The following is a 23,672-nucleotide window of genomic DNA, read 5'->3' as shown; positions in this document are numbered from 1 at the left end:
CTCAACTCACCCCCAGACAGGTCTTCAATCGGATCAGTCCGTCGCGGATGCGGGACTTGATGGTGGGTACTGCTGCATTGAGCTTTTCCGCGACTTCGCGGTACGTGAGGCCGCCGTAGTAGGCGAGCCGCACGGATTCCTGCTGCGTATCGGTCAGCGTTTCCAGGCACCGGACCACCGCCTCGGCCTCAAGCTTGCTGTCCACTTCAGCTGAAACGGAGTCGTGGTCCACATCCTGGCTGCTGGCACCGTACTTGGCCTCACGGTCCGTGGCCGACTGCGCGGACCGCACTTTATCCACTGCCCGGCGATGGGAAATGGTCATCAGCCACGACATGGGACTGCCTGCCTCCGGGTTGAACTTTGTGGCGTTCTGCCACACCTGGAGGAAAACTTCCTGGGTTGTGTCTTCGCTGAGTTCGGGATCGATCAGGACCCGGCGCGCCATGCCAAAAACCCGGCGCGAGGTCAGCTGGTAGAACTCCGCAAACGCGGCCTGGTCGCCACCGGCAATCCGGGCGAGCAGCCCGGCCAGGCGCTGGCCAGGGTCCGCCGGTGTGTCTGTGACTGCGGCCCGGGACTCAAAATTCGGCGCGTTGGGAGTTTCCATCACCACTAAGCATAGGTGTCCGGGCGGTGAATCCGGGGCATTACCGCCGGGACTGAAGAGAGCAGCGGGTAGGGCAGGCACCGCGGCCGGCCCGGCTTTCAACAGAGTCACCTGCCGCTCCTTCATCGCCCTGGAATTGCTGTCAGGAGGGATTCGGTGCCGTGACCGGCGCGGATGGGCCCGTGCGTGCCCGAATTTAGCTCAGACTTGGGCTCCTGCGAATCCCTGCTGGCGCCACGCCTCGTAGACGGCGATGGAGGCAGCATTGGCAAGGTTCAGCGATCGCAGGGAGGGCAGCATGGGCAGGCGCACGGTTGCGGTGACATGCGGATCCCGCTTTACGTGCTCGGGCAGGCCCACGGATTCCTGGCCGAACATCAGCACATCGCCCGGCAGGTAGGCGATATCCGCATAGCTGGCGGTGCCGTCGGAGGTGAAGGCATACACCCGTTCGGGCTGCAGCGCATGCCAGGCGTCCTCGATTGTTTTATGGATGGTCACCACCGCGAGGTCGTGGTAATCCAGGCCGGCCCGCCGGAGCTTGGCGTCGGAAAAATCAAAGCCCAGGGGTTCCACCAGGTGCAGTTCGGCGCCGGTGATGGCCGCCAGCCTGATCGCATTGCCGGTGTTGCCGGGGATTTCGGGGGAGTGGAAGAGGATACGGAACACGGTCCAATCCTAGCCAGTCCAGCCCCCGCTGCCGTTCCGTGGCCGCCCGCCAGTGGCTGCCGTTCTTGATGACGCGGGTCAGTGCATGCCGCGCAGCAGCCTCGCGAGAATCTGTACATTGACTGTGTTGGGAGCGGGGCCGGAGGACAGGAACTGCTTGAGGCCGCGCACCAGCCCCGCTGCGTTGACCACCTGCACAGTTTCGCCGGCGCCGGCTGAGCGCTTGTGGCGGTCGATGACGGGCTCGTGGAGGTTGCCGTCGGGGCTGTGGATGACCGTCCAGCCGGTGACGTTGAGTTCCGGGAAGATGTCCTGCATGGCGCGGACCACGTGGGCAAGTTGTGGCGGCGCGATGGAACGCCCGCCGTGCCTGAGGCTCTGCCCGTCCCAGGCATAAGCCCCCTTGGGCAGGAGCATGGAGCCGATGAGCGCCAGCCGGTAGCCGGAGAGCAGCGCGTGATCGATGTGGCTGTTGTCTGCGGGAGATTGAAGGCCGTTGATCAGCCGGGCCGCCGGTATGGGCGGCAGCACCTGCCGGCTGATGAGCTGAACGGTGCGCATTTCACGCTGGATGCGCGCCTCCGCGCCAAATATTCCGCGTTTTCGGGGCATACCGTGCACCTGTTGGCTAGCCTGGCTGAGAGGGATCAGCGGAACCGTGCCGGAGGCTTCGAAGGCGGCCGTGTCGTAAGGCGGGATGTAGACAGCCGGGTCCCCGGCGGTATTGCGGGGCGTGTTGGGCCTGTGCACGGTGGCGGAGGCGCGGCTGCCGGCGGCCGGTGCGTCGAAGTGTGCTTCGGTGTCGCCGGCACCGAAGGTGTTTCCGGCCGTCCCCGCCGCGTACGAGCGGTCGTAGGCCTTACGGCGCGAAGGGTCTATCAGGGTTTCGTACGCGGCCGTTACCCGGCGGAACGCCGCGGCGTCCCCGCCATGGTCCGGATGCGCCGTCCGCGCAGCCCGGCGGTAGGCAACCTTGATCTCTTTGTCGGTGGCTGTCACCGCGACGCGGAGCACCTCGTAGTAGGAGCTGCTGCTCTCGGTCAAGCACTCATCCTTCGGTTCGTCTGGCCAGTCCACGGCAGGCAGCCCGGTTGGGCCCCAGTTTAGCGGCCTGTCCACACAACGACTGCGCGGGGGGAAGTGGTTCCCGTGCCGGTGGGGCGCTGACGGCGCGGGCACCGGCCCGCCGTCTAGACTCGTGGATGGCGACGGCAGGCCGGCCGTCCGGAAGGAATATTGGGGTGAACGTGAAGGCACAGGCTGTACTCATGGCGGGGGCGCTGCTTGGCGCCGCGGTGCTGGCAGGATGCAGTGTTGGCGTTCCGGACCCCGCCGCCCCCAAAGTGGTGCCGACCGCCACCGCGCTGGCCACTCCCACCATCACACCGGGCCATGACGCCGCGGCAGTGGCCGCCAAGGATATGCCCTTCTCGGCCGGTGCGACGCTGGCCAGTGGCGTCCCGGTGGGGATCTCGGACGGACTCAAGGATGCGCCCGGGTGGACGCCGGTCAAGCAGAACGTGGCGGGGGAGAGCCAATACCTCAAAGGCGACGGCTGCCTGGTGGCGGCCAAGGTCCGCAGTAATCAGTCGCCGCTGGTGCTCGGTGACGACAGGGAGTCAACCGTTGGCCTCTTTACCTACTTGGACCCGACTATCCTGCCCGCCTACCTGAAGACGGCAACGCTTCGGTGGGGCGGCCAGCCTGAGAAGCCGGGTCCGAATGTTGAAGTCCTGATGCTCGAGAAGCCTGGGCAGTCGGGCGCCACATCAACGGCGGTGCTGGCCAGGGTCTTCGGCACCGCAGCATCGTCGGTGTACGTCTCGGTGTCCTGCCCGGACGCTGCCACCCTTGCGGCGGCTCAGGCCGAGGTGGCAGCGCGGCTCGTGGTGGTTCCGCCGTCGAACTAGCTGTGACGGCGCCAGGACCCGGCGGGTGAAAGCCGGTTCAGGGCCAGTGCGCCGACCAGCAGGCCAAAGTCCCGCAGTGCCACATCGTAGAAGCTGCCCAGTACGAGCAGGTTGATGATGATGCCCAGCAGCCAGACGGCCACCAGCAGGGAACCGAACCGGGGACGGACGGCCACCATGACACCGGCGATGATCTCCACCACGCCCACGACGTACATAAATGTTTGCGCCGGGACGGGCACAACGGCGGTGGCGACGGGGGCGAGATAGATGGTCCAGTCGGTGAGGATGTTCGTGAACTTGTCCAGCCCGAAGAGGACAGGCGCCACGGTGAACACTGTGCGGAGCAGGAGGAATGCCTGCCGGTCCGGTGTCATCGACTGCAGGCGGCCACGTGACACGTTTTCTGTGGTGGTTTTCATGGTGGACTCCTTCTAAAAGTAGGTATTATCATTTTAGAAACATCCAAGGGTTTAAGCAATGAAGATTGCTTTTAGAAAGTGGTGCGTATGCGCAGACTTCCATGGGGACGCCGCATGGCAGCCGTGGCATCGCTGGGGGATGACAAGCGGCGGCAGTTGTTTGAGCTGATTGCCTCGGCGGACGGCGCGGTGGGGCGCGACGAAGCCGCCGTGGCCCTCGGCCTGCCCCGCAGTACTGCTTCCTTCCACCTCGACAGGCTGGTCCAGGACGGGCTGCTGGCAGTGGAATTCCACAAAGCGGCCGGCAAATCCGGTCCGGGTTCGGGCCGGCCCGCCAAGATGTATCGGCCTGCGGCCAACGAAGTGGGTGCCTCGGTGCCTGATCGGAATTACGATCTCGCCGGGGATCTGCTCGCCGCCGCCGTCGAACACTCCACGGCAACCGGCGAGCCCGTGGCTGATTCGCTGCGGACCACCTCGTACCGTAAAGGCCAGGAGCTGGCCGCCGGGGCGACGGGCCTGGCAGAGTTTCTGGCGGGGGAGGGCTATCAGCCACGGCCCGACGGCGACGGAGGCCTGGTGTTGGACAATTGCCCTTTCCATCGGCTCGCCGACGGTCACCCGGACGTGGTCTGCGCCATGAACGGTTCGTTCCTGCAGGGGGCCGCCACAGCATGCGGCGAGCCGGAAGGACGCATTGCATCGAACAGCGTCCCCGGGCAGTGCTGTGCACGGATCACGCCGCCCTGAATTCTTTGCGGCCGACGCCGCTAGAATTGATGCGTGCCCGTCTACCTCGATCATGCCGCCACCACGCCGCTTTCTGCCGAGGCTCTGGCAGCCATGACGCGGGAGCTTTCCCGCACCGGAAATCCGTCCTCCCTGCATGGCTCGGGCCGCCGCGCCCGCCGCTCCGTGGAGGACGCCAGGGAAACAATCGCGAAGGCAGCCGGCGCCCATCCCTCCGAGGTCATCTTCACCTCCGGCGGCACTGAGTCGGACAACCTGGCCGTCAAGGGCCTGTATTGGGCCCGCTCCGGCGAGGACCCGTCCCGGCGGCGCATCCTATGCTCCGCCGTCGAGCACCATGCCGTGCTGGACACCGTCGAATGGCTGGAGCGGCACGAAGGTGCCGAGGTCACCTGGCTGCCGGTGGACGGGGACGGTGTGGTGGACCTGGACGTCCTCGGCGCCGAACTGGCGCGCGAACCGGAATCGATAGCCCTTGTGACCGTGATGTGGGCCAACAACGAAGTGGGCACCATCCAGCCTGTGCACCGGATTGTGGAACTGGCACACGCCGCGGGCATCCCGGTCCATTCCGATGCGGTACAGGCGTTCGGCTCGCTGCCCGTCGATTTCAAAGCCTCCGGCGTGGACGCGATGTCCGTCTCCGGGCACAAGATCGGCGGCCCCGTCGGTGTGGGTGCCCTGTTGCTGGGACGGGCGGTCAAGCTGACGCCGGTGCAGCACGGCGGCGGCCAGGAGCGCGATGTTCGCTCCGGGACGCTGGACACGGCATCCATTGCCGCGTTCGCCGCGGCAGCCGAAGCAGCCACCACCGGGCTCGCCGCCGAGGCGGCCCGCATCGCGGCACTCCGTGATCGGCTTATCGACGGTGTCCTTGAGCGCGTGCCGGAGGCTGTGCTTCGCGGAGCGGCAGGAGAGGGGCGTCTGCCGGGCAACGCGCACTTCACCTTCCCGGGCTGCGAGGGGGATTCGCTGCTTTTTCTGCTGGACCTTGCGGGGGTCGAATCGTCCACGGGGTCCGCCTGCACGGCCGGCGTGCCGCGCCCGTCCCATGTGCTTCTGGCCATGGGGCTGGACGAGGAAACGGCCCGCGGCGCGCAACGGTTTACGCTCGGACATGCCTCCACCCGGGAGGATGTGGATGCCCTGCTTGCAGCACTCCCCGCGGCATACCAGCGCGCCCGCCAGGCCGGAATGGCCGGACATGAATCGTCCATCCAGACTGCCGGTACGGTTGCGCGTCAGGCAGGCGCCGGCAGGAGCTGATCGAGTCCGGCGGAAGCGTCGGCAAGGCGTTCAGCTGTCACCGGCGTCCGGGCTGAGATGAGGGCCTTGATGGTCTTCTGCGCGCCGGGCTGGGCCTTCCGCGGCCAGTTGACGCTCATCCCGGCCACAACCCGGGAATCCTGCTGCCAGAATGCGATGAACTCCTTGTCCTCCAGCGACCCCCGGATCACAGGTTCGGCGCCTGCAGCCAGTGCGGGGAAGCCGGAGTACTCCATGCTGATATCGAACTGGTCTGTATAGAAATAGGGAATTGTGCTGAGCGTGGCGTGCTGGCCCAGCATCGCCTTCGCTGCCACCTTGCCGCCGTTCAGGGCGTTGGACCAGTGTTCGCTGCGGTGGTGCCGGCCGGTGAAGGGATGCAGGGCGTTGGCGACGTCGCCGGCGGCATAAATGCCGGGTTCGCTGGTTTGCAGCGACGCGTCTGTAAGGATGCCGTTGTCCAGCGCCAGGCCGGCAGCGTCGGCAAGTCCGGTTTCCGGAACCACACCCACGGCAATGATCACAATGTCCGCCGGGAGCAGTTCGCGGGAGTCCGTCACAACCCCTGTGACGGTCCCGTCCGTCCCGGTGATCTCCCGCGCTGAGGCGGGCAGCCGGAAGCTGACCCCTTGGGCTTCGTGAAGGCGGCGGAAGAACCGTCCGAGGTCCGGGCCGATGGCACCGGCCAGGGGAATCTCCTCCAGGCCCAGCAGGGTGACGTGGTTGCCGTACGTGGCCGCGGCGGCCGCCAGTTCCATGCCGATCCAGCCTGAACCGATCATCACCACGTTCTTTCCGCCCGGTGACAGCTGGTCGCGGAGCCGCCTGCTGTCATCCAGGGTGCGAAAGGTAGAAACGCCCGCCAGCTCAGTACCCGGGAGGCGCAGCCGCCGGGGAGATGCGCCGGTGGCGAGCAGCAGTGACTCGTAGGCCAGGGATGTTCCGTCGTCGAGCTGGACCCTGCGCTCCCGCGCCTGAACGGCAGTGACCCGCACGCCCAGGCGGAGGTCGACGTCGTTTTCCGAGTACCAGCCGGCCGGCACCACCGGGACGGCGTCCTCTGCAGCCTTGCCCAGCAGGTACTCCTTGGACAGCGGCGGGCGCAGGTAGGGGTGGTGGCTTTCGGCGCCCACAACGGTTACCTGCCCGGTGAACCCTTCAGCCCGCAGGGTTTTGGCTGCCGTGGCACCGGCCAGCCCGCCGCCCGCAATGATGATGCTCCGGACACCCATCCCTGCCTCCCGCTGGTGAGCCCAATTCTAAAACGGTTATGCCTGACTTTAGAAGCGCAAGCAGGTGCAGTCAAGGTCTTTTGGGAAGGATTGGGCGTGCCGATAGAATAGACCGGCAGGCATTGTGATATTTATTCGGCTGCCGGTAACGGCAGCCCTCCCTTGATGCACGCAGCCCCCCGAACCCCAGAGAAAGCCAGTATGCGAGTCTTAGCAGCCATGAGCGGCGGAGTCGACTCCGCCGTAGCCGCAGCACGTGCCGTTGAAGCCGGGCATGACGTCGTGGGCGTTCACCTCGCGCTGTCCCGGATGCCAGGCACGCTGCGGACGGGCAGCCGGGGCTGCTGCACCATCGAAGACTCCCGCGACGCCTGGCGTGCCTGTGACGTGCTGGGTATCCCTTACTATGTCTGGGACTTCTCGGAGCGGTTCAAGGAAGACGTGGTCCAGGACTTCATCGACGAATACGCTGCCGGCCGCACACCCAACCCGTGCATGCGCTGCAATGAGCGGATCAAGTTCGCTGCGCTGCTGGAGAAGGCCATTGCCCTGGGCTTCGACGCCGTCTGCACCGGCCACTACGCGAAGGTGATCACCGACGCCGAAGGCAACCCCGAACTCCACCGTGCAGCGGACTGGGCCAAGGACCAAAGCTACGTCCTGGGCGTCCTGACCCACGAGCAGCTGAAGCACTCCATGTTCCCGCTGGCCGATACCCCCTCCAAGGCCGAAGTCCGTGCGGAAGCAGAGCGCCGCGGGCTCTCGGTGGCAAACAAGCCGGACAGCCATGACATCTGCTTCATTCCCGACGGCGACACCGCCGGGTGGCTGGCCGAAAAGATCGAAATGACCACCGGCGACATCGTGGACGAAACCGGATCCAAGGTGGGGGAACACCCGGGCGCCAACGCCTTCACCATCGGCCAGCGACGCGGCCTGAAGCTCGGCACCCCTGCAGCGGACGGCAAGCCCCGCTTCGTGCTGGAGATCCGGCCAAAGGAAAACAAGGTAGTCGTAGGGCCCCAGACGCTCCTGGCCATCGACGAGATCCGCGGCATCAAGGTCTCCTGGGCCGGCCTGCCCATCGCAGAGATCGAAACCGGGGCGGAGTTTGAGTGCCATGCCCAGGTCCGGGCGCACGGGGACCCGGTGCCGGCAACCGCACGCATGGTGACGGTTCCCGGCGAGGATGCGGCCCAGCTTCTGGTGACGCTGACCGAGCCGCTTCGCGGTGTCGCGCCCGGCCAGACTGTGGTCCTCTACCAGGGCAGCCGCGTACTCGGCCAGGCCACCATCGATGCTGCGCGGTCACTGCAGCGCGCCGAACTTTAGGGAGCCCTGAGGGGAGCCTGTGGCGGGGCTGTCGAGCCGCCGCAGGTAAAGTTTGTGTCTCAACTCACAAATTGGCCGGTTGATGAGCCCGGCGTCTGATTGAATCTACGCATCAGGACAGCGCGCTGCCCGCCCGAGTAAACACCCCTAGGCGGGCGGCGGACGCGTACTCATCGAACAGAAAGTTCACAGATGACCAAGAGCACTCCAGCCTGGCGCAGCGCAATCGCGCTCGCAGGCGTTTCCGCCTTCGCTTTGACAGCCTGCACGGGCCCCTCCGGCGGCGGCGGAACTTCAACAGAGAACGCCGGTGGCGGCACCATTACGTACGGAACGACTGACAAAGTAGTCACGCTCGATCCTGCAGGCTCGTACGATGGCGGGTCGTTTATGGTGATGAACCAGATCTACCCGTTCCTGCTGAACTACAAGCCCGGCACTGCGGACGCCACCCCCGACATCGCAGAGTCAGCCTCGTTCACCAGCCCCACCGAGTACACGGTCAAGCTCAAGTCCGGCCTCAAATTCGCCAACGGGAACACGCTCGACTCCTCGGACGTGGTCTTTTCCTTCAAGCGCGTTGTAGCAATCAATGACCCCAACGGTCCGGCCTCCCTGCTATCGAATATGAGCACCGTTGAGGCCAAGGACCCCACAACGGTGGTCTTCACGCTCAAAGCGGCCAACGACCAGGTGTTCCCGGGCGTCCTCGCGTCCAACCCCGGGCCCATCGTGGATGAACAGGTGTTCCCTGCAGACAAGGTCATGGATGACGATGCCATCATCCAGGGCAAGCCGTTCGCGGGCCAGTACACAATTGAAAGCTACAAAAAGAACGAGCTTGTCAGCTTCAAACCTAATGCTGAGTACAAGGGCCTGTTGGGCGCGGCTTCCAATGACGGTGCGAACCTCAAGCACTACGCCGACCCGAACAACCTCAAGCTGGACGTCCAGCAGGGCAACATCGACGTCGCCGGCCGCATCCTGACAGCAACCGATGTCGCCGACCTGGAGAAGGACTCCAAGGTCAAGGTCCACAAGGGCCCCGGCGGCGAACTCCGCTACATGGTATTCAACTTCGACACCATGCCGTTCGGGGCCAAGACCCCCGAAGCCGATCCGGCAAAGGCCCTGGCCGTCCGCCAGGCTGTGGCCCACCTCGTGGACCGGGACGTGATCGCCTCCCAGGTCTTCAAGAACACCTACACCCCGGTGTACTCCTACGTTCCGCAGGGCTTTGAAGGGGCATCCGAGCCGCTGAAGAGCCTTTACGGCGACGGCAGCGGCAAGCCCAGCCTCGAAAAGGCCAAGAAGGTGCTGGCAGACGCCGGCGTCAGCTCCGTGGTGGACCTGAAACTCCAGTACACCGACCGTTACGGCACGTCCGCGGCAGATGAGTATGCGCTTGTGAAGCAGCAGCTGGAGCAGTCGGGCCTCTTCACCGTGGACCTGAAGTCAACGGAATGGACCACGTACACCAAGGAGCGCCGTGCCGACGCGTACCCCGTCTACCAGCTTGGCTGGTTCCCGGACTACTCCGATGCGGACAACTACCTGACGCCGTTTTTCATTCCGAACAACTTCCTCGGAAACCACTACGAGAACCCGGCCGTCACGGAGATCATCAACAAGCAGTTGGTCACCACGGACAAGGCCGAGCGCAGCAAGCTCATTGGCGAAGCCCAGGAGGCCATCGCCAAGGACCTCTCCACCATCCCGCTGCTCCAGGGCGCGCAGGTCATGGTTGCCGGAACGGACGTGAAGGGTGTCGAAATGACGCTGGACGCCTCGTTCAAGACCCGTCTTGGCGTGATGTCCAAGTAGGTTCCCAGCTCATCCGGCTCTGATCACGGCAGCGAGGCGGGACGCCCTACCGGTGTCCCGCCTCGCTGTTGGTCAGAGGCCAGCGCTGTGGGGGAGCCGCTGGCCTTGGCCACCACGAATTTAGGTACCAATGACAACTTTGATTGACGCGCCGCCCATCGACGCAGACGGAATCCTTCCGGCCAGTAAAAAATCTTCAGGCGGCGGACTGGGACAGTACATCCTGGTCCGGTTCCTCCTGATCTTTCCCACCATATTCATCCTCGTCACCATGGTGTTCTTCCTGATGCGGATCACGGGCGATCCCATCACGGCCGCCATGGGCGGCAGATTGCCCGCCGAACAGCTGCAGGAACGCATCCACAACGCCGGCTACGACCGGCCCATCCTGGTGCAGTACTTCGAATACCTCGGGCAGCTGGCAACAGGCAACTTCGGCCGGACCCTGACTGACAACCGGGCAGTTTCCGAGATGCTGGCCACCTACGGGTCCGCCACCCTGGAGCTCTCCGTCAACGCCCTGATCATCGCGCTGCTGGTGGGTATTCCGCTGGGCATGATCGCCGCCCAGCGCCGCGACCATGCTCCGGACGCCATCCTCAGGGTCTTCGCGATCCTCTGCTACGCAACCCCGGTGTTCTTCGCCGGAATGCTGCTCAAACTGACCTTCGCAGTCTGGCTGGGGTGGCTGCCGGTGGCCGGGCGCGCCAAAACGTCCAGCGAACTGGCCCTGACCTCTCTCCAGGCTCCTACCGGGATCTACTGGCTGGACGCCGTGCGCAGCGGGAACATGGCGGCACTCGGCGACGTGATGGCACATGCAGTGCTTCCCGCCGTCGCCCTCGGTCTGCTGACCGCGGGAATCTTCCTCCGGCTTGTCCGCACCAACGTGATCGGCACCCTGGGCAAGGACTATGTGGAAGCCGGCCGCTCCCGCGGAGTCAGCGAATTCCGGCTGGTGACCAAGCACGCCTACAAGCCGGCGCTGATTCCCATCATCACGGTCATGGGGCTGCAAATCGCAGTGATGCTGGGCGGTGCCGTCCTCACGGAGAAGACCTTCGAATGGAAGGGCCTGGGCTTCCAGCTGGCCAACTACCTGACGGCACGCGACTTTGTGGCGGTCCAGGGCATTGTGGTCCTGCTGGCCATCATTGTGGCCGTCACCAACTTCATCGTGGACATTGTGGCCGCGCTGATCGATCCCCGCGTGAGGTACTGACATGAGCGTCCTTCCCGCAAACGAGCCCGTGGTGAACCCCCGGGCACCGTTCTACCGCCGGCTGCCGGTGATTTCGCATTTCCAGAAAAGCGTCGGACTCCAGCGCGGCATGCTGGTGGCAGGCCTCGTCCTGACCGCGCTCTTCCTCCTGACAGCGTGCTTCGCACCCCTGCTGGCGCCCTACGGTTACGCCCAGCTCTCAGATGCCGACGGCAACTTCCCCACCCAGGAGGCCCCCGGCGGAAAGCACCTCCTCGGCACTACCGTGGGCGGGTATGACGTCTTCTCCCGGGTTGTCTGGGGTGCGCAGACCGCCCTGTTCGTCATTGTGGTGGCGGTCCTGATGTCCATCGTCATCGGGGTGATCCTTGGCCTGGTGAGCGGCTACATTGGCGGCTGGCTGGACCGGATCCTGGTGGTCATCGCCGACGCGGTGTACGCGTTTCCGTCCCTGCTTGTGGCCATCGTGATGGCCATCGTGATCAGCGGCGGCCAGTCCAGCCTCATCGGCGGCGTCTTCGCGGCCGGCACAGCCATCACCCTGGTGTTCATTCCGCAGTATTTCAGGGTCATCCGTGCCGAAACCGTCAGGCTGAAGGCCGAGCCCTTTGTGGAGTCCGCCAAAGTGGTGGGAGCCTCGAACATCCGCATCATGACCCGGCATATCTATAAAAATGCCACGCGGACCCTGCCGCTGATCTTTACGCTCAACGCCTCGGAAGCCATCCTGACACTGGCCGGGCTCGGCTTCCTCGGATTCGGTATCGAGCCGAGCTCCGCCGCCGAGTGGGGTTTCGACCTGAACAAGGCGCTCGCCGACACCACCTCCGGCATCTGGTGGACGGGCCTCTTTCCCGGCCTGGCCATCGTGTTAACGGTGGTCGGACTCACCCTCGTCGGGGAAAGCATCAATGACCTAAATGATCCGCGCTTGCGCGGGCGCAAAGCCGCAGGCACCACGGGCGGGCCGGATTCATCGGTAGCCGGGCAGGCGGCCATCTCAGCGGATGTGAGGGGATTTTGACCATTAATATTGATTCCATACCGGACCAGGCACGGCCTGCGGACCAGCCGGTCCTGGCCATTGACCACCTCAAAGTCACGTTCGCCACCGACGGGGGAGACGTCTACGCCGTAAAGGACGTGAGCCTGGACGTCCGCTCCGGCGAAGTCCTGGCCATCGTGGGCGAATCCGGTTCCGGCAAAACGGTGACAGCGAAAACCATCCTGGGGCTGCTGCCGGAGACCGCAACCAGCGAGGGCGCCGTCCTGATCAACGGGAGCAACGTGATCAGCGTAAGTGCCTCGAAGCTGAGGCAAATCCGCGGCCGCGATGTTGCCATGGTGTTCCAGGAACCCTCCACCGCCCTGAACCCGGTGTTTACGGTGGGCTGGCAGATTGCCGAGGGCATCCGCGCCCATGCCGGCGGGGCGGCCGGCAAGCGGGTCACAGCCAAGGAAGCCAAAACCCGGGCCATCGAGGCGCTGCGTAAGGTGGGCATCCCGGACCCTGAGCACCGGGTCAACTATTACCCGCACCAGTTCTCCGGCGGCCAGAAGCAGCGCGTGGTCATCGCCGCAGCCCTGGCGCTGAACCCCGGCCTTATTGTGGCGGATGAACCCACCACTGCCCTGGACGTCACCGTGCAGGCGGAGATCCTGGAACTGCTGCGGGATCTGAGGGACAAGTACGGCACGTCGATCGTGCTGATTACGCACAACATGGGTGTGGTGGCGGACCTGGCTGACCGCGTGGTGGTGATGTATCAGGGCGACGTCGTGGAGGAGGCGCCGGCGCGTGTGCTGTTTGCCGAGCCGAAGCAGGACTACACCAGGAAACTGCTGGCCGCCGTGCCGCACCTGGGCCATAATTCAGCCTCGGCGGGGCTGGCGGAACGTGCGCACCAGGACTCGCCGGTGCTGGTGGAAGCCACCAACCTGACCATCGAATACCCCGGCCGGCTGGGCACCCCTGCTTTCAAAGCAGTGGACGGCGTCAGTTTCACCCTCTCCCAAGGCGAGGTCTTTGGGCTGGTGGGGGAGTCGGGCTCGGGTAAAACCACCATCGGCCGGGCCATTGCGGGCCTGAACCGGACCACGGGCGGCAGCCTGAAGGTGCTCGGCTACGAAATGCTGAACCTCAAGGAGCGGACGTTCAAACCGCTCCGGAAGGACATCGGCTTTGTGTTCCAGGACCCGGCGGCATCCTTCAATCCGCAGCTGACTATCGGCGACTGCGTAGCAGAGCCCATGATCATCCACACCAAACCCAGTCCGGCGCAGGCGCGCAAACGCGTTGGTGAGCTGCTCGAATCAGTCCAGCTGCCGGCGTCGTACGCTGACCGGTACCCGCACGAACTCTCGGGCGGGCAGCGTCAGCGGGCGTCCCTGGCGCGCGCACTCATCCTGAACCCGCGGCTGCTGATCGCTGACGAACCCACCTCGGCCCTGGACGTGTCAGTCCAGGCCAAAGTGCTGGAACTGTTCAAGGAGATCCAGGCTGAGTTCGGCTTCGCGGCCCTGTTCATCAGCCACGACCTCGCGGTGGTGGACATCCTCTCGCAGTGGGTGGGCGTACTGTACAAGGGCAAACTGGTGGAACAGGGGATCGGCAGCCAGGTGATGGGGGCCCCGCAGCACGACTACACCAAGCGGCTGATCGCGTCCCTGCCTGTGCCGGATCCGGACGAGCAGGCACGGCGGCGGGCGGCGCACCGGGCGCTGCTGGCCACATAGACTTGGAGCATGACGCAGCAAAACCATGATGTTCCCGACGCCGAAACCTACGACGCCGCTGCGAGTTCGCTCGCCGGCCAGGTGGACAACTCGGTGATGGCGGAACTGCTGTCCATCCGGTCCAGCATCGACAACATCGATGCCACGCTGGTCTACCTCCTCGCTGAGCGGTTCAAAGCGACGCAGAAGGTGGGCTTCCTCAAGGCTGCGCACCGGCTGCCGGCCGGGGATCCGGGCCGCGAAAGCGCCCAGATCGCCCGGCTGCGGCGGTTGGCTGAGGATGCCCACCTCGACCCCGCTTTCGCCGAGAAGTTCCTGAACTTCATCATCGGTGAGGTCATCCGCCACCACGAAGCCATCGCCGAGGACCACGAGGCCGCTGCAGAGTGGAAGTAACAGCCACAGCACTGGGGCCCTGGCCTGGAGAGGACCCCGTGGAGGCCGCGCGGATTATCCGGGGCGAACTGGGCAGCCCGCACCTGCCGTTCCTGGCTGAGCTCCCGGACCGCGGAGTCGGCTCCGACGCAGTGGGACGCACCGCGTCGCTACTTGTGGAACTGGCCGTGGATGTGCAGCCCTATGGCTGGCGGCTGGTGGACCGTCCGGGCAAGGACTTCCGCCGGGCCGCTTCGGCGCTGTCCACAGACATCAATGTCCTGGCTGACGTCGCCGGTACCGAGGACACTCCCGCCCCTGAACTGAAGGTCCAGCTGCTGGGCCCGCTCAGCCTGGCCGCTGCCCTGCACCTGCACAACGGCGAACGTTCGCTGATCGATTACGGCGCCAGACGGGACATCGCCGAATCGCTGGCCGCCGGGGTGGGCGCGTACCTTTCGCGGATCTCCAGTGCAGTTCCCGGTGCCCGGCCTGTGGTCCAGCTCGATGAACCCGACATCGCCGCCGTCCTGGCAGGAACCATTCCGACAGCGAGCGGATACCGAACGCTGCGGGCGGTGGGCGGCCAGGAGGTCACCGAGGCCTGGCAGCTGGTCATTGAGGCGCTCCGGGCGGCCGGCGCCGTCGAGGTTGTTATGGCAGTACCTGAAGTGGAAGCGCCGATCGAACGTATCGTACAGGCCGGCGCCGACGGCGTGGCAGTGCCGTTAAAGGCGCTTACCTCGCGGCAGTGGGAGCAGCTGGCTGCCGCCGTGGAGGCCGGCAAGAAAGTCTGGGCCGGTGCGCTGGACCCCCGCGTCGGCACCCTGCCAAAAGTGGCCGACGCCGTCGACGCGGTGTGGCGCCCATGGCACCAGATGGGTTTGCCGGCGTCGTCATTGGGCAGTGTGCGTGTCACTCCGGCAGGCGGATTGGCGGGCCTCACTCCGGCGGCCGCCACGGCTGTGCTGGGTCGGCTCACCCAGTTAGCCGACGGGCTGAACCAGCGGGCGCACGGCTAGCGGCAATGGGCCTGGAGTTACACGCGCTCTTCCCAGCGGTCCGGCTGGGCGTAGCGGGGCAGGAAGCTCGGGGCTGAGCTGCCGCCGACATACGGACGCAGCCGGTATTGCATGTGGCCGGCATAAACCAGGACTTCGCCGATCTGCGGCTGGAGGACCTTGACCTGGATCCGGTGCCGCCCCTGCCCGTCCGCGGTGTTTTCCCACCACTGCTCGGCATATGCTTTGGCATCCAACGCTCCCGGCAGCGGCAGGCGAAGATGGCCAAGGAACAGCCGCGAATCTTCGGAAACGCCACGCAGCCTGCCCTCCTCGGTCACGCTGAGCTTCAGGTCGGTGACCATGCGCCGGAACCGGCCCAGGTAGTCCACCAACCGCGGAGTGCCGTCGGATTCCACCAGGCTGGTGGTGTCCTGGAAAATCCTGCTGCGGCCGGGGAACCGGATCTCCCGCCGGGCGGTAAGGCTGGGACGCCCGAACGGGTCAAGATGCGCATGGTTTTCGATCCGAAACGGGACGTTCGCGCCGAATTCCGGGAAGAACGCTTCCTCCCCGGAGCTGAGCTTCAGCAGCGGCCTCAGCCATGACTGCCGGCAGCCGGCGACGTCGAAGACGCCCTCCCCGACGCCGTACCGCCCTGATCCGGGCAGCATCGAAAAATATTCCTGCAGCTCCGGCTGCAGGCGGCTGAAATCTGCGCCCAGGGCCCGCTGGTAGATGGGGACATTCATCAGTAACCTCCTGGACGGTACCGCCGGCTGCGCTGCGGTTTGTTCCCAATGTACCGGCTGGTCACGCGGCCCCGGCCCTGCCCGGCGTCGCGTGCTGCGCCATGCCGGAACGGCGTTGAACAGGACAAACCCTGTTCAATAAGGGAATATATAACTATGAAGGCACGCATTCTGGTAGTTGATGATGACGAGGCGCTGGCCGAAATGATCGGTATTGTTCTGCGCAATGACGGTTTTGACCCCGTCTTTTGTGCTGACGGCGGCCAGGCGCTCGATGTCTTCCGTTCATCGAAGCCGGACCTTGTGCTGCTTGACCTGATGCTTCCCGGTGTGGACGGCATCGAGGTCTGCCGGCAGATCCGGGCTGAGTCTGACGTGCCCATCGTGATGCTCACCGCCAAATCGGACACGTCCGACGTCGTCCGCGGGCTCGAGTCCGGGGCCGACGACTATGTGCCGAAACCGTTTAAGCCCGCCGAGCTGGTTGCCCGGGTCCGGGCGCGCCTGCGTCCCGGTGACCAGAAGGCGCCCGAAACACTGCGGATCGCTGACATCACCATCGACGTTGCCGGCCACACGGTCAAACGTGCGGACGAGCGCATATCCCTGACGCCCCTGGAGTTCGACCTCCTCGTGGCGCTGGCACGGAAACCCTGGCAGGTGTTCACCCGCGAACTTCTGCTGGAGCAGGTCTGGGGCTACCGCCACGCGGCAGACACCCGGCTGGTCAACGTCCACGTGCAGCGGCTCCGGTCCAAGATTGAACGCGACCCGGAAGCCCCGGAAGTTGTATTGACGGTTCGTGGTGTCGGCTACAAAGCAGGTTCCTGAGTCCCCGGGACCGGAAGGGGCCCCTGCACCGGACCCGGCGGCTGGCAAGGGGCCTGAGCATACGGATGCCCTGGCCGCCTTGCCCCTGCGCGCCCGAATCTGGCGCCGACGTGCCATCATCGTTGCCCTGCGTGTGGCGCGACTCATCCAGGTCGGGCTGAAGCGTTTTCTCCCGGCCGTGCGCTATGTGGGACGCTCCCTCCAACGGCGTTGGCGCAGGTCCCTGCAGTTCCGCACCGTCCTCACCACGCTGCTGCTGGCCGTGACGTCCTTCGGGGCTGTTGGCGCCTACTTGTCGAACCAGATCGCCAACAACCTGTTCCAGGAGCGCCTGACGCAGGCCGAATCTGAAACCCGGTACAACGTCAAGCAGGTCCAGGACACGTTCGACGGCGCCCAGGTCACCGACCAGTCCAGCGTCATCACCCTCGTTTATGACACCCTGAACGCGGTGGAGGGCCGCGGTTCGGTCATCCAGCGGCGGTACGTCTTTGAGGCCATGCCGGAGCAGACCAAGCCCCGGAACAGGTGGGTGGAATCGCGCGCGTCGGACCAGTTGACGGTGAGTGTCATCCCGCCCGAACTTCGCCGCGCCGTCCAGGACTCACCCAAGGACCAATACTGGGCGTCAACGGTGATCCCGGTGGGGACGGAAGACCGGCCGGGCATTGCGGTAGGCAACACCGTTACATTCAACGGCACTGTGTACGAGCTGTACCTGATCTACGACCTCAACACAGCCCAGCAGACACTCGATGAAATCCAGCGCGTGCTCCTGGCCGGCGGCGCGGTGCTGGTGCTCATGATCGGCGCGATCGCCTGGTATGTAACCCGCAACGTGGTGAGCCCGGTCAGCCACGCCGCCCTCGTCTCGGAAAAACTGGCAGCAGGCCAGTTGCAGGAGCGGATGGTGGTCAAAGGCGAGGACGAAGTGGCACGCCTCGGCGCCTCCTTCAACCACATGGCCGCCAGCCTCCAGGAACAGATCACGCAGCTGGCCACGCTGTCGCAGATGCAGCAGCGGTTCGTTTCGGACGTTTCCCATGAGCTTCGAACGCCGCTGACCACGGTACGCATGGCCGCCGAAGTGCTCTACGACGCACGCCATGACTTCGACCCGATCAACAAGCGCTCGGCCGAGCTGCTCTACAACCAGGTGGAGAGGTTCCAGTCCTTGCTGGCTGACCTCCTGGAGATCTCCCGCTTCGACGCCGGGGTGGCAATGCTCGACGCCGAACCCGCCGATATACTGCAGGTCATCAACCACGTCATTGACGGAGCAGCGCCCGTCGCCGCGGAATACGGATCGGACATCATCCTTCGGGCACCGGCCGGAGACATCGTGGCCGAAATGGACGCCCGCCGGATCGACCGGATCCTGCGCAACCTCATCCTGAATGCGGTGGAACACGGCGAAGGGCGGCCGGTGACGGTCACCGTTGCCGCCAACCGGTCAGCAGTGGGAGTCCTCGTGCGGGACCAGGGAATAGGCATGACACCCGCCGAAGCCGCCCGGGTCTTTGACCGGTTCTGGCGTGCGGATCCTGCCCGTGCCCGGACCACCGGCGGCAGCGGCCTGGGCCTCTCCATCGCCATGGAGGATACAAAACTGCACAATGGCTGGCTTCAGGCGTGGGGCATGAAAGGCAGCGGGTCCAGCTTCCGGCTGACCATCCCGCTGCACCAAGGCGAGGAAATCGAAAACTCACCGGTCCCCCTTGAACCGGAAGACACCGTTCCGGCCGACGATCCTGCAGGCACGGATGTTCTTGAACCGGCACCCCGAACCGCCGTCGGCGCGGGTCCAGGGGCCGGGGCAGCTCCATCGGCAAAGGAGTCTTCATGACGGGACGAGTCTCTCGGGGACTGCTGAAGGCCGTTGTACTGCTCATGGTGGCGCTGCTGCTGGCCTCCTGTGCGCGCATCCCCACGTCCGGACCCGTGGGGAAGAGTGACCAGGGCAGCGACGGCAACAGCAACGCCCCGGTGTTTTTTCCCGCGGCGCCGCAGCAGGGGGCAACTCCGGAGAACATCATCGATTACTTCTACCGGGCCGGTACGGGGTATGAAGGCGATTACGCCGTGGCTCGCGAGTACTTGACGCAGGCAGCCGCGGTTGCGTGGAAGCCTGACCAGCGGGCACTCGTGTACCGCGACGCAAAGGTGGTGAGCACCGGCGTCGAAAACGTCTACAACTATCAGCTGGATGTGGCCTACACGGTGGATGTCGACGGCATCGCCACCCAGTCACCGGAAGGCACCATCGAGAACATTCCGGCAACGGTCACCCAGGTGGACGGTGAGTGGCGGATTTCGGCCATCCCGGACGGGACCGCTATCCCGGAGGAGACGTTCAAGGTCATCTACGGCGCCTACCCCATCTACTTCTACGATCCCAGCTTCACGTACGCCGTGCCCGACGTCCGCTGGTTCATCAGGAACAAAACGGTCAAGGCCATGACCAGTGCCCTGCTCGCCGGCCCCGCCCCGTACCTTCGCGGAGCCGTAGTGAGTGCCTTCCCGTCAGGCATCAAGCTGGCCCGGGAGTCGGTGCCGGTGGTATCGGGAGCGGCCCAGGTGGAACTTACCGCCAAGGAACTTACTGAGGCGTCTGCCGAGGACAGGCTCCGGATGCAGACCCAGCTCTCGCTGACTTTCCGCAGCCAGCCCGACGTCGTCAACGTTGAGTTGCGTGCCAACCAGGACCTGGTGCGCGTAGAGGACAACGGCTCGGTCCTGCCGCCGGTGCGGGACAAGAATGTGCCGTCCCGGGAGATCGCCGTCAGCGGCAACGAACTGGTGCGCTACGAAAACAACAGGGTGTCCCCGCTTCCGGACATGCAGCCGGTGTCCTCGCTCGGACCCCGCTACCCGGCGGAGTCACCCGTGTCACAGACTGTGGCCTTCCTCAACGAAAGCCGAACCACGCTCTACAGCATGGTGCCGGGCCAGCCCGCACGTGCGCTGACCACACGCAGTACCATCACCCATCCTTCGTTCAGCCTCCACGACTGGGTATGGGCGGCCGGCCCCGGAGCCACCGGCGGCACCGAAGTGGTGGCATTCCGGCCGGCAGGGGTGGCGGACGGGGCAACAGTTCCCACTGTCACCCTGACTCCGGCCTGGCTTGCCGGGAGGACGGTCAAGGACCTGCGGATTTCCCGCGAGGGTGTCCGTGTACTGGTCATCTCGGAACAGAACGGCCAGACCAAGGTTCAGGTCGCAGGGATTATCCGCAACGCCGACGGGACGCCCAGAGAACTGACGGCCCCGATCACCCTCGTGACCGCCAGCGACCCGGATCAGGGCGTCTGGGTTAACGACACAACGGTGGCCGTGATGAAGGGCTCTGCCACGGCAAATGTCGTGCCTGAGCTGCTGTCCCTCACTTCAGGCCAGCCCCAGCAGCTGGCCCCCTGGCCGGGCCTGGTCTGGCTCAGCGCCGGCAACGGGGCTGAGGAGATCTATGGCCAGTCCGCAGAAGGGATCTTCCAGCGGCTGGGCAACGGCTGGTCGCCCCAGCTCAAAGGCCCCATCGATCCGTCGTTTCCCGGATAGGTTTGTCCACATAGGGCGCGTGCCCGGTGGAGGGCCCGCTGCCGCCGGGGGAGCATGAGGTGTGCGAGCTGAACAGCCACCCCGTCCTGAAACCAAACGCCCTGTCCGTAGGGCGGTGGCCGCCGCGGACCCGGACCTCCTTGCGCCCGTGGTGTCGGGCAAGCACCGCGGCGTGCAGCGCAGCGCCTGGCTGCTGGTTGCCGATCACGTTATGCGTGCCGGTGCGGAGATGCTGGCGCTGGGGGTTCCGGTGGACTGCGTCTGCTGTGGCGCCGAGGACCTGGCCCTCTGCGTTGCCTGCGAACGCCGGATACGCATTCTGACCAGGCACCCGTTCAGGGCCGAGGAACAGGCGCCGGCGCTGATGACTGTCGACGGCGGCATCATCCTTCCCGTGGTGGCCGCAGGGGTGTACCGCGAGGAGTTAAGCCAGGCACTGTTGTCGTTTAAGCGCCACGGACAGCACCAGCTCAAGTCAGTGCTGGCGAAGGGACTGGGCCAGGGCATTGCCACCGCGGCTGCCGGCGCGGGCAATGTCTGCCTGGTTCCAGTCCCCGGCAGTACCGGCGCGTTCATCAAGCGGGGCTTCAGCCCCGTTCACCTCCTGCTGGCCGGATGGCGCCAAGGCCACGCGGGCGGCGGGCCTCCTGTGCTGGATGTGCTCAGGAAATCGCGCCGCCTGGCGGCCCTGGAACGACTGCCGGGCGGCCAAAAAGGACTCGGCAGGGGAGCCAGGGCTGCACGGGTGAGAGGATCCATGACAGTCCCGTCCCGGAAGCGCAGGCAGGTCGCCGGACGCCGGTGCATCATTGTCGACGATGTCCTTACCACCGGCGCCACCTTGGCGGAAGCGGCGCGTGCGCTCCACCTCGGCGGCGCCGGTGTGGCCGGCGCGGTTGTCCTTGCGGCGACACGCCCGCCCGATTCAGCCGGCAGCGGACCGCCGTCCCCGGCAGCTGGCGGAAAGCGGCCCGACTTGGGAAAAAATAAATGAAGAAAGGATGAATAAGCGGTGGCGATGAACTAACGTCGGTGGTGGGTACCAAGAACAAGTTGTACCTTTCGATGGCGGCTCGGAAAGGGGCTTGACTGTCAATCAGATCGGCCTCTGGGATGTGCCGTCGTCGTGTCACCGAAGTCATTTGGAGGGCACCATGGAGTTTATGATCAGCGGACGGAATCTGACGGTCTCGGACCGGTTCCGCGAATACGCCGGTGAGAAGATCTCGAAGATCGAATCATTGGGCGACAAGGTCCAGCGCGTGGATGCGAAGGTGTCCAAAGAAACGAACGCACGCCAGACCGGCGACCAACTTACCGTTGAAGTCACCGTTCTGGGCCGCGGACCCGTGATCCGTGCGGAAGCCAGCGCCGCAGATAAGTTTGCTGCCTTTGATCTCGCTTACACCAAACTGCTTGAGCGGCTCCGCCGGGCCAAGGACCGCAAAAAGGTCCACCACGGGCGCCACACTCCCAAGGCTGTGCGCGAGGCAACCGCTTCGCTTGAGCCAGCCAGTACCACTGAACCGCTTTACGTGGAGGCCAGCCATCGCAGTGAGCCCCAGGAACCGGTTGCAGAACGATCGCCTTATGAGGTCGAGAACGACATTCCCGCAGGAAATTCCCCGGTGCTGATCCGGCGCAAGGTTTTCCCGGCGGCCTCCCTTAGCCTCGACGACGCCGTGGACAACATGGAGCTCGTCGGCCACGATTTCTACCTGTTTGTGGACAAAGCCACCAACACCCCGTCCGTCGTTTACCGCCGCCGTGGCTGGACATACGGCGTCATCACCCTTGACCACGAATGCGAACCCGGGGACACCGTGGTGGAAGAGAAGATCATTGCCTACCGTTCCGACGATGAGGCTGCAAAAGTCTAGGTTGGTTCACACCCGCCAATGAAAGGACTGTCGTGTCAGCGACGCTGAGCCTTAATCAGGCCCGGCGGATCGCACTGGCAGCACAAGGACTCGACAAAGGACGGCCCGCCGGCCCCGTGACCTCACGGACGGTGGGCCGCACCTTTGCCCGGCTCCAGGTGGTCCAGATCGATTCCGTCAATGTGCTGTCCCGCAGTCATTTCCTTCCCTTCTTTTCCAGGCTGGGCAACTACGACCGCACCATCCTGCAGCGGATGTCCGGAACGCACCCCAGGCGCATGATGGAGTACTGGGCGCATGAGGCCAGCTTCATCCGACCCGAACTTTTCCCGGACCTTGTCCTGTGGCAGAAACGCACGTGGGTAGGCGCCGGCCGGCTGGAGCCCGAGCTCCGCGAAGATGTGGCCGGCAAGATCCTTGCTGTCCTCGCCGCGGGTAAGCCCCTGACAGCGGCCGAACTTACGGTAAGAATCGGGCATGTGGAGGACCGGAGCACCGAGAACTGGGGATGGAACTGGAACGCGGTCAAGCGGGTCCTCGAAGACCTCTTCCAGGAGGGCCTCATCTCGGCCGATTCCAGGACGGAGCAGTTCGAGCGCAGATACGCCCTCACCGCGCGGGTGCTGCCGGACCGTCGGCCGCTGGCGGAAGACCAGCGGGATCCTGTGGAAGCCCTGCATCGGCTGATCGACGCTGCGGCCCAGGCCCACGGAATCGGCACCGTGCGGTGCTTCGCGGACTACTTCCGCACGCCGATCAAGGCGGCGGCTGACTCGGTGGAGCATTTGGTCCGGGCCGGCCGGCTGGAGCCGGTGTCGGTGACGGGGTGGGACCGGAAGGTGTTCCTCCATGCGGATGCCAGAATGCCCCGCAGGGCTGCCGGGCGGGCGTTGCTGAGCCCCTTCGATTCGCTGGTGTTCGAGCGGCGCCGGCTCGAGGAACTATTCGGATTCCACTACCGGATTGAGATCTACACCCCCGAACACCGGCGCCGCTTTGGGTATTACGTGCTGCCCTTCCTCCTGGGTGAGACCATCGTGGCACGCGTCGACCTGAAGGCTGACCGTGCCGCAGGAAAGCTCCTGGTCAGGTCCGCGTACGGTGAGCCGGACGCGCCGCCGGGAACCGCCGTCGAACTTGCCGGGGAGCTGGAACTCATGGCTGAATGGCTGGGACTAGGGGACATTGTGGTCACCCCGGCAGGGGACCTGGCGGGGCCCGTGGCGGCGGCCCTCCGCAGCGGCGGGGAAGCGATCCGCTCTGAGGGAACACCGGCCGCGTGGCCTGTGTCTCTCCCGTAGA

The 23,672-nt window shown here is 65.2% G+C and carries 22 protein-coding genes; 16 read left to right on the top strand and 6 right to left on the bottom strand.

From position 1 onward, the window contains the following. Position 1 precedes the first annotated feature (1 nt). The 3 genes from sigK to IDT60_RS12740 all read right to left on the bottom strand — a co-directional run bounded on the left by sigK (position 2) and on the right by IDT60_RS12740 (position 2,323). Positions 2 to 610, bottom strand: coding sequence for an ECF RNA polymerase sigma factor SigK (gene sigK, locus IDT60_RS12750; protein ID WP_191079331.1), 609 nt, complete (start codon positions 608 to 610; stop codon positions 2 to 4). 201 nt (positions 611 to 811) lie between these two features. Then, positions 812 to 1,279: a tRNA (cytidine(34)-2'-O)-methyltransferase gene (locus tag IDT60_RS12745; protein WP_164198813.1), complete on the bottom strand. Its 468-nt coding sequence runs from the start codon at positions 1,277 to 1,279 to the stop codon at positions 812 to 814. Positions 1,280 to 1,357: 78 nt separating this feature from the next. After that, the gene (locus IDT60_RS12740; RefSeq protein WP_164198814.1) at positions 1,358 to 2,323 is read right to left on the bottom strand and encodes a J domain-containing protein; all 966 of its coding nucleotides are present in this window, start codon (positions 2,321 to 2,323) and stop codon (positions 1,358 to 1,360) included. Between the two features lie 197 nt (positions 2,324 to 2,520). On the opposite strand from IDT60_RS12740, the gene IDT60_RS12735 reads away from it, so the two are divergent. After that, positions 2,521 to 3,189 (top strand): hypothetical protein, encoded by a 669-nt coding sequence (locus IDT60_RS12735; protein ID WP_370590687.1) that lies wholly within the window; start codon positions 2,521 to 2,523, stop codon positions 3,187 to 3,189. Here IDT60_RS12735 and IDT60_RS12730 read toward each other — a convergent pair. Continuing rightward, positions 3,186 to 3,611, bottom strand: a complete 426-nt coding sequence (locus IDT60_RS12730; protein WP_191079330.1) for a hypothetical protein — start codon at positions 3,609 to 3,611, stop codon at positions 3,186 to 3,188. The two genes, IDT60_RS12735 and IDT60_RS12730, sit on opposite strands and share 4 nt — an antisense overlap. Before the next feature lie 87 nt (positions 3,612 to 3,698). Here IDT60_RS12730 and IDT60_RS12725 point away from each other — a divergent pair, with 87 nt between their 5' ends. Beyond that, the gene (locus IDT60_RS12725) at positions 3,699 to 4,361 is read left to right on the top strand and encodes a metalloregulator ArsR/SmtB family transcription factor (RefSeq protein WP_191079329.1); all 663 of its coding nucleotides are present in this window, start codon (positions 3,699 to 3,701) and stop codon (positions 4,359 to 4,361) included. 33 nt (positions 4,362 to 4,394) lie between these two features. Beyond that, a complete protein-coding gene (locus IDT60_RS12720) occupies positions 4,395 to 5,627 on the top strand; it encodes a cysteine desulfurase family protein (RefSeq protein ID WP_191079328.1) in 1,233 nt (410 codons plus the stop codon). Here the strand turns inward: IDT60_RS12720 and IDT60_RS12715 are convergent. Continuing rightward, positions 5,603 to 6,859, bottom strand: a complete 1,257-nt coding sequence (locus tag IDT60_RS12715; protein WP_191079327.1) for an NAD(P)/FAD-dependent oxidoreductase — start codon at positions 6,857 to 6,859, stop codon at positions 5,603 to 5,605. The two genes, IDT60_RS12720 and IDT60_RS12715, sit on opposite strands and share 25 nt — an antisense overlap. 201 nt (positions 6,860 to 7,060) lie before the next feature. Between IDT60_RS12715 and mnmA the strand changes: the two genes are divergently transcribed. From mnmA to IDT60_RS12680, 7 genes are all read left to right on the top strand, one after another. Beyond that, on the top strand, positions 7,061 to 8,191 hold the full coding sequence (gene mnmA / locus IDT60_RS12710) for a tRNA 2-thiouridine(34) synthase MnmA (protein WP_191079326.1): 1,131 nt from the start codon (positions 7,061 to 7,063) through the stop codon (positions 8,189 to 8,191). A 192-nt stretch (positions 8,192 to 8,383) separates the two neighbouring features. Further along, on the top strand, positions 8,384 to 10,015 hold the full coding sequence (locus tag IDT60_RS12705; protein WP_191079325.1) for an ABC transporter substrate-binding protein: 1,632 nt from the start codon (positions 8,384 to 8,386) through the stop codon (positions 10,013 to 10,015). A 130-nt stretch (positions 10,016 to 10,145) separates the two neighbouring features. Next, positions 10,146 to 11,237, top strand: a complete 1,092-nt coding sequence (locus IDT60_RS12700; RefSeq protein ID WP_191079324.1) for an ABC transporter permease — start codon at positions 10,146 to 10,148, stop codon at positions 11,235 to 11,237. Between the two features lies 1 nt (position 11,238). Beyond that, on the top strand, positions 11,239 to 12,261 hold the full coding sequence (locus tag IDT60_RS12695; protein WP_191079323.1) for an ABC transporter permease: 1,023 nt from the start codon (positions 11,239 to 11,241) through the stop codon (positions 12,259 to 12,261). Then, the gene (locus tag IDT60_RS12690) at positions 12,258 to 13,973 is read left to right on the top strand and encodes an ABC transporter ATP-binding protein (protein WP_191079322.1); all 1,716 of its coding nucleotides are present in this window, start codon (positions 12,258 to 12,260) and stop codon (positions 13,971 to 13,973) included. The genes IDT60_RS12695 and IDT60_RS12690 overlap by 4 nt, the downstream gene beginning before the upstream one ends. Positions 13,974 to 13,982: 9 nt before the next feature. After that, complete coding sequence (locus IDT60_RS12685) at positions 13,983 to 14,369, top strand: chorismate mutase (protein WP_164198823.1); 387 nt, start codon at positions 13,983 to 13,985, stop codon at positions 14,367 to 14,369. Continuing rightward, the gene (locus IDT60_RS12680; protein ID WP_191079321.1) at positions 14,360 to 15,370 is read left to right on the top strand and encodes a hypothetical protein; all 1,011 of its coding nucleotides are present in this window, start codon (positions 14,360 to 14,362) and stop codon (positions 15,368 to 15,370) included. The genes IDT60_RS12685 and IDT60_RS12680 overlap by 10 nt, the downstream gene beginning before the upstream one ends. A gap of 17 nt (positions 15,371 to 15,387) precedes the next feature. On the opposite strand, the gene IDT60_RS12675 is transcribed toward IDT60_RS12680, so the two are convergent. Next, complete coding sequence (locus IDT60_RS12675; protein WP_191079320.1) at positions 15,388 to 16,101, bottom strand: DUF4166 domain-containing protein; 714 nt, start codon at positions 16,099 to 16,101, stop codon at positions 15,388 to 15,390. A 156-nt stretch (positions 16,102 to 16,257) separates the two neighbouring features. On the opposite strand from IDT60_RS12675, the gene mtrA reads away from it, so the two are divergent. The 6 genes from mtrA to IDT60_RS12645 all read left to right on the top strand — a co-directional run bounded on the left by mtrA (position 16,258) and on the right by IDT60_RS12645 (position 23,671). After that, positions 16,258 to 16,932 carry an MtrAB system response regulator MtrA gene (gene mtrA, locus IDT60_RS12670; RefSeq protein ID WP_164198828.1) on the top strand — a complete coding sequence of 225 codons (675 nt, stop codon included), beginning with the start codon at positions 16,258 to 16,260 and terminating at the stop codon, positions 16,930 to 16,932. Beyond that, positions 16,904 to 18,778: an MtrAB system histidine kinase MtrB gene (gene mtrB / locus IDT60_RS12665; protein ID WP_370590686.1), complete on the top strand. Its 1,875-nt coding sequence runs from the start codon at positions 16,904 to 16,906 to the stop codon at positions 18,776 to 18,778. Before mtrA ends, mtrB begins: the two co-directional genes overlap by 29 nt. After that, positions 18,775 to 20,490 carry an LpqB family beta-propeller domain-containing protein gene (locus tag IDT60_RS12660; RefSeq protein WP_191079319.1) on the top strand — a complete coding sequence of 572 codons (1,716 nt, stop codon included), beginning with the start codon at positions 18,775 to 18,777 and terminating at the stop codon, positions 20,488 to 20,490. The genes mtrB and IDT60_RS12660 overlap by 4 nt, the downstream gene beginning before the upstream one ends. Before the next feature lie 61 nt (positions 20,491 to 20,551). Beyond that, the gene (locus IDT60_RS12655; protein WP_223883712.1) at positions 20,552 to 21,484 is read left to right on the top strand and encodes a ComF family protein; all 933 of its coding nucleotides are present in this window, start codon (positions 20,552 to 20,554) and stop codon (positions 21,482 to 21,484) included. 160 nt (positions 21,485 to 21,644) lie between these two features. Continuing rightward, entirely contained in the window at positions 21,645 to 22,370 is a 726-nt protein-coding gene (hpf, locus tag IDT60_RS12650; protein ID WP_191079318.1) for a ribosome hibernation-promoting factor, HPF/YfiA family, read from the top strand. A gap of 32 nt (positions 22,371 to 22,402) precedes the next feature. After that, on the top strand, positions 22,403 to 23,671 hold the full coding sequence (locus tag IDT60_RS12645; RefSeq protein ID WP_191079317.1) for a winged helix-turn-helix domain-containing protein: 1,269 nt from the start codon (positions 22,403 to 22,405) through the stop codon (positions 23,669 to 23,671). Position 23,672: the final 1 nt, after the last annotated feature.

The sequence above is a fragment of the Pseudarthrobacter sp. BIM B-2242 genome, assembly GCF_014764445.1.
Classification (GTDB): Bacteria; Actinomycetota; Actinomycetes; order Actinomycetales; family Micrococcaceae; genus Arthrobacter; species Arthrobacter luteus_A.
Note: the sequence above shows the minus strand (reverse complement) of the source record. Positions and strands in the feature narration are given on the sequence as shown.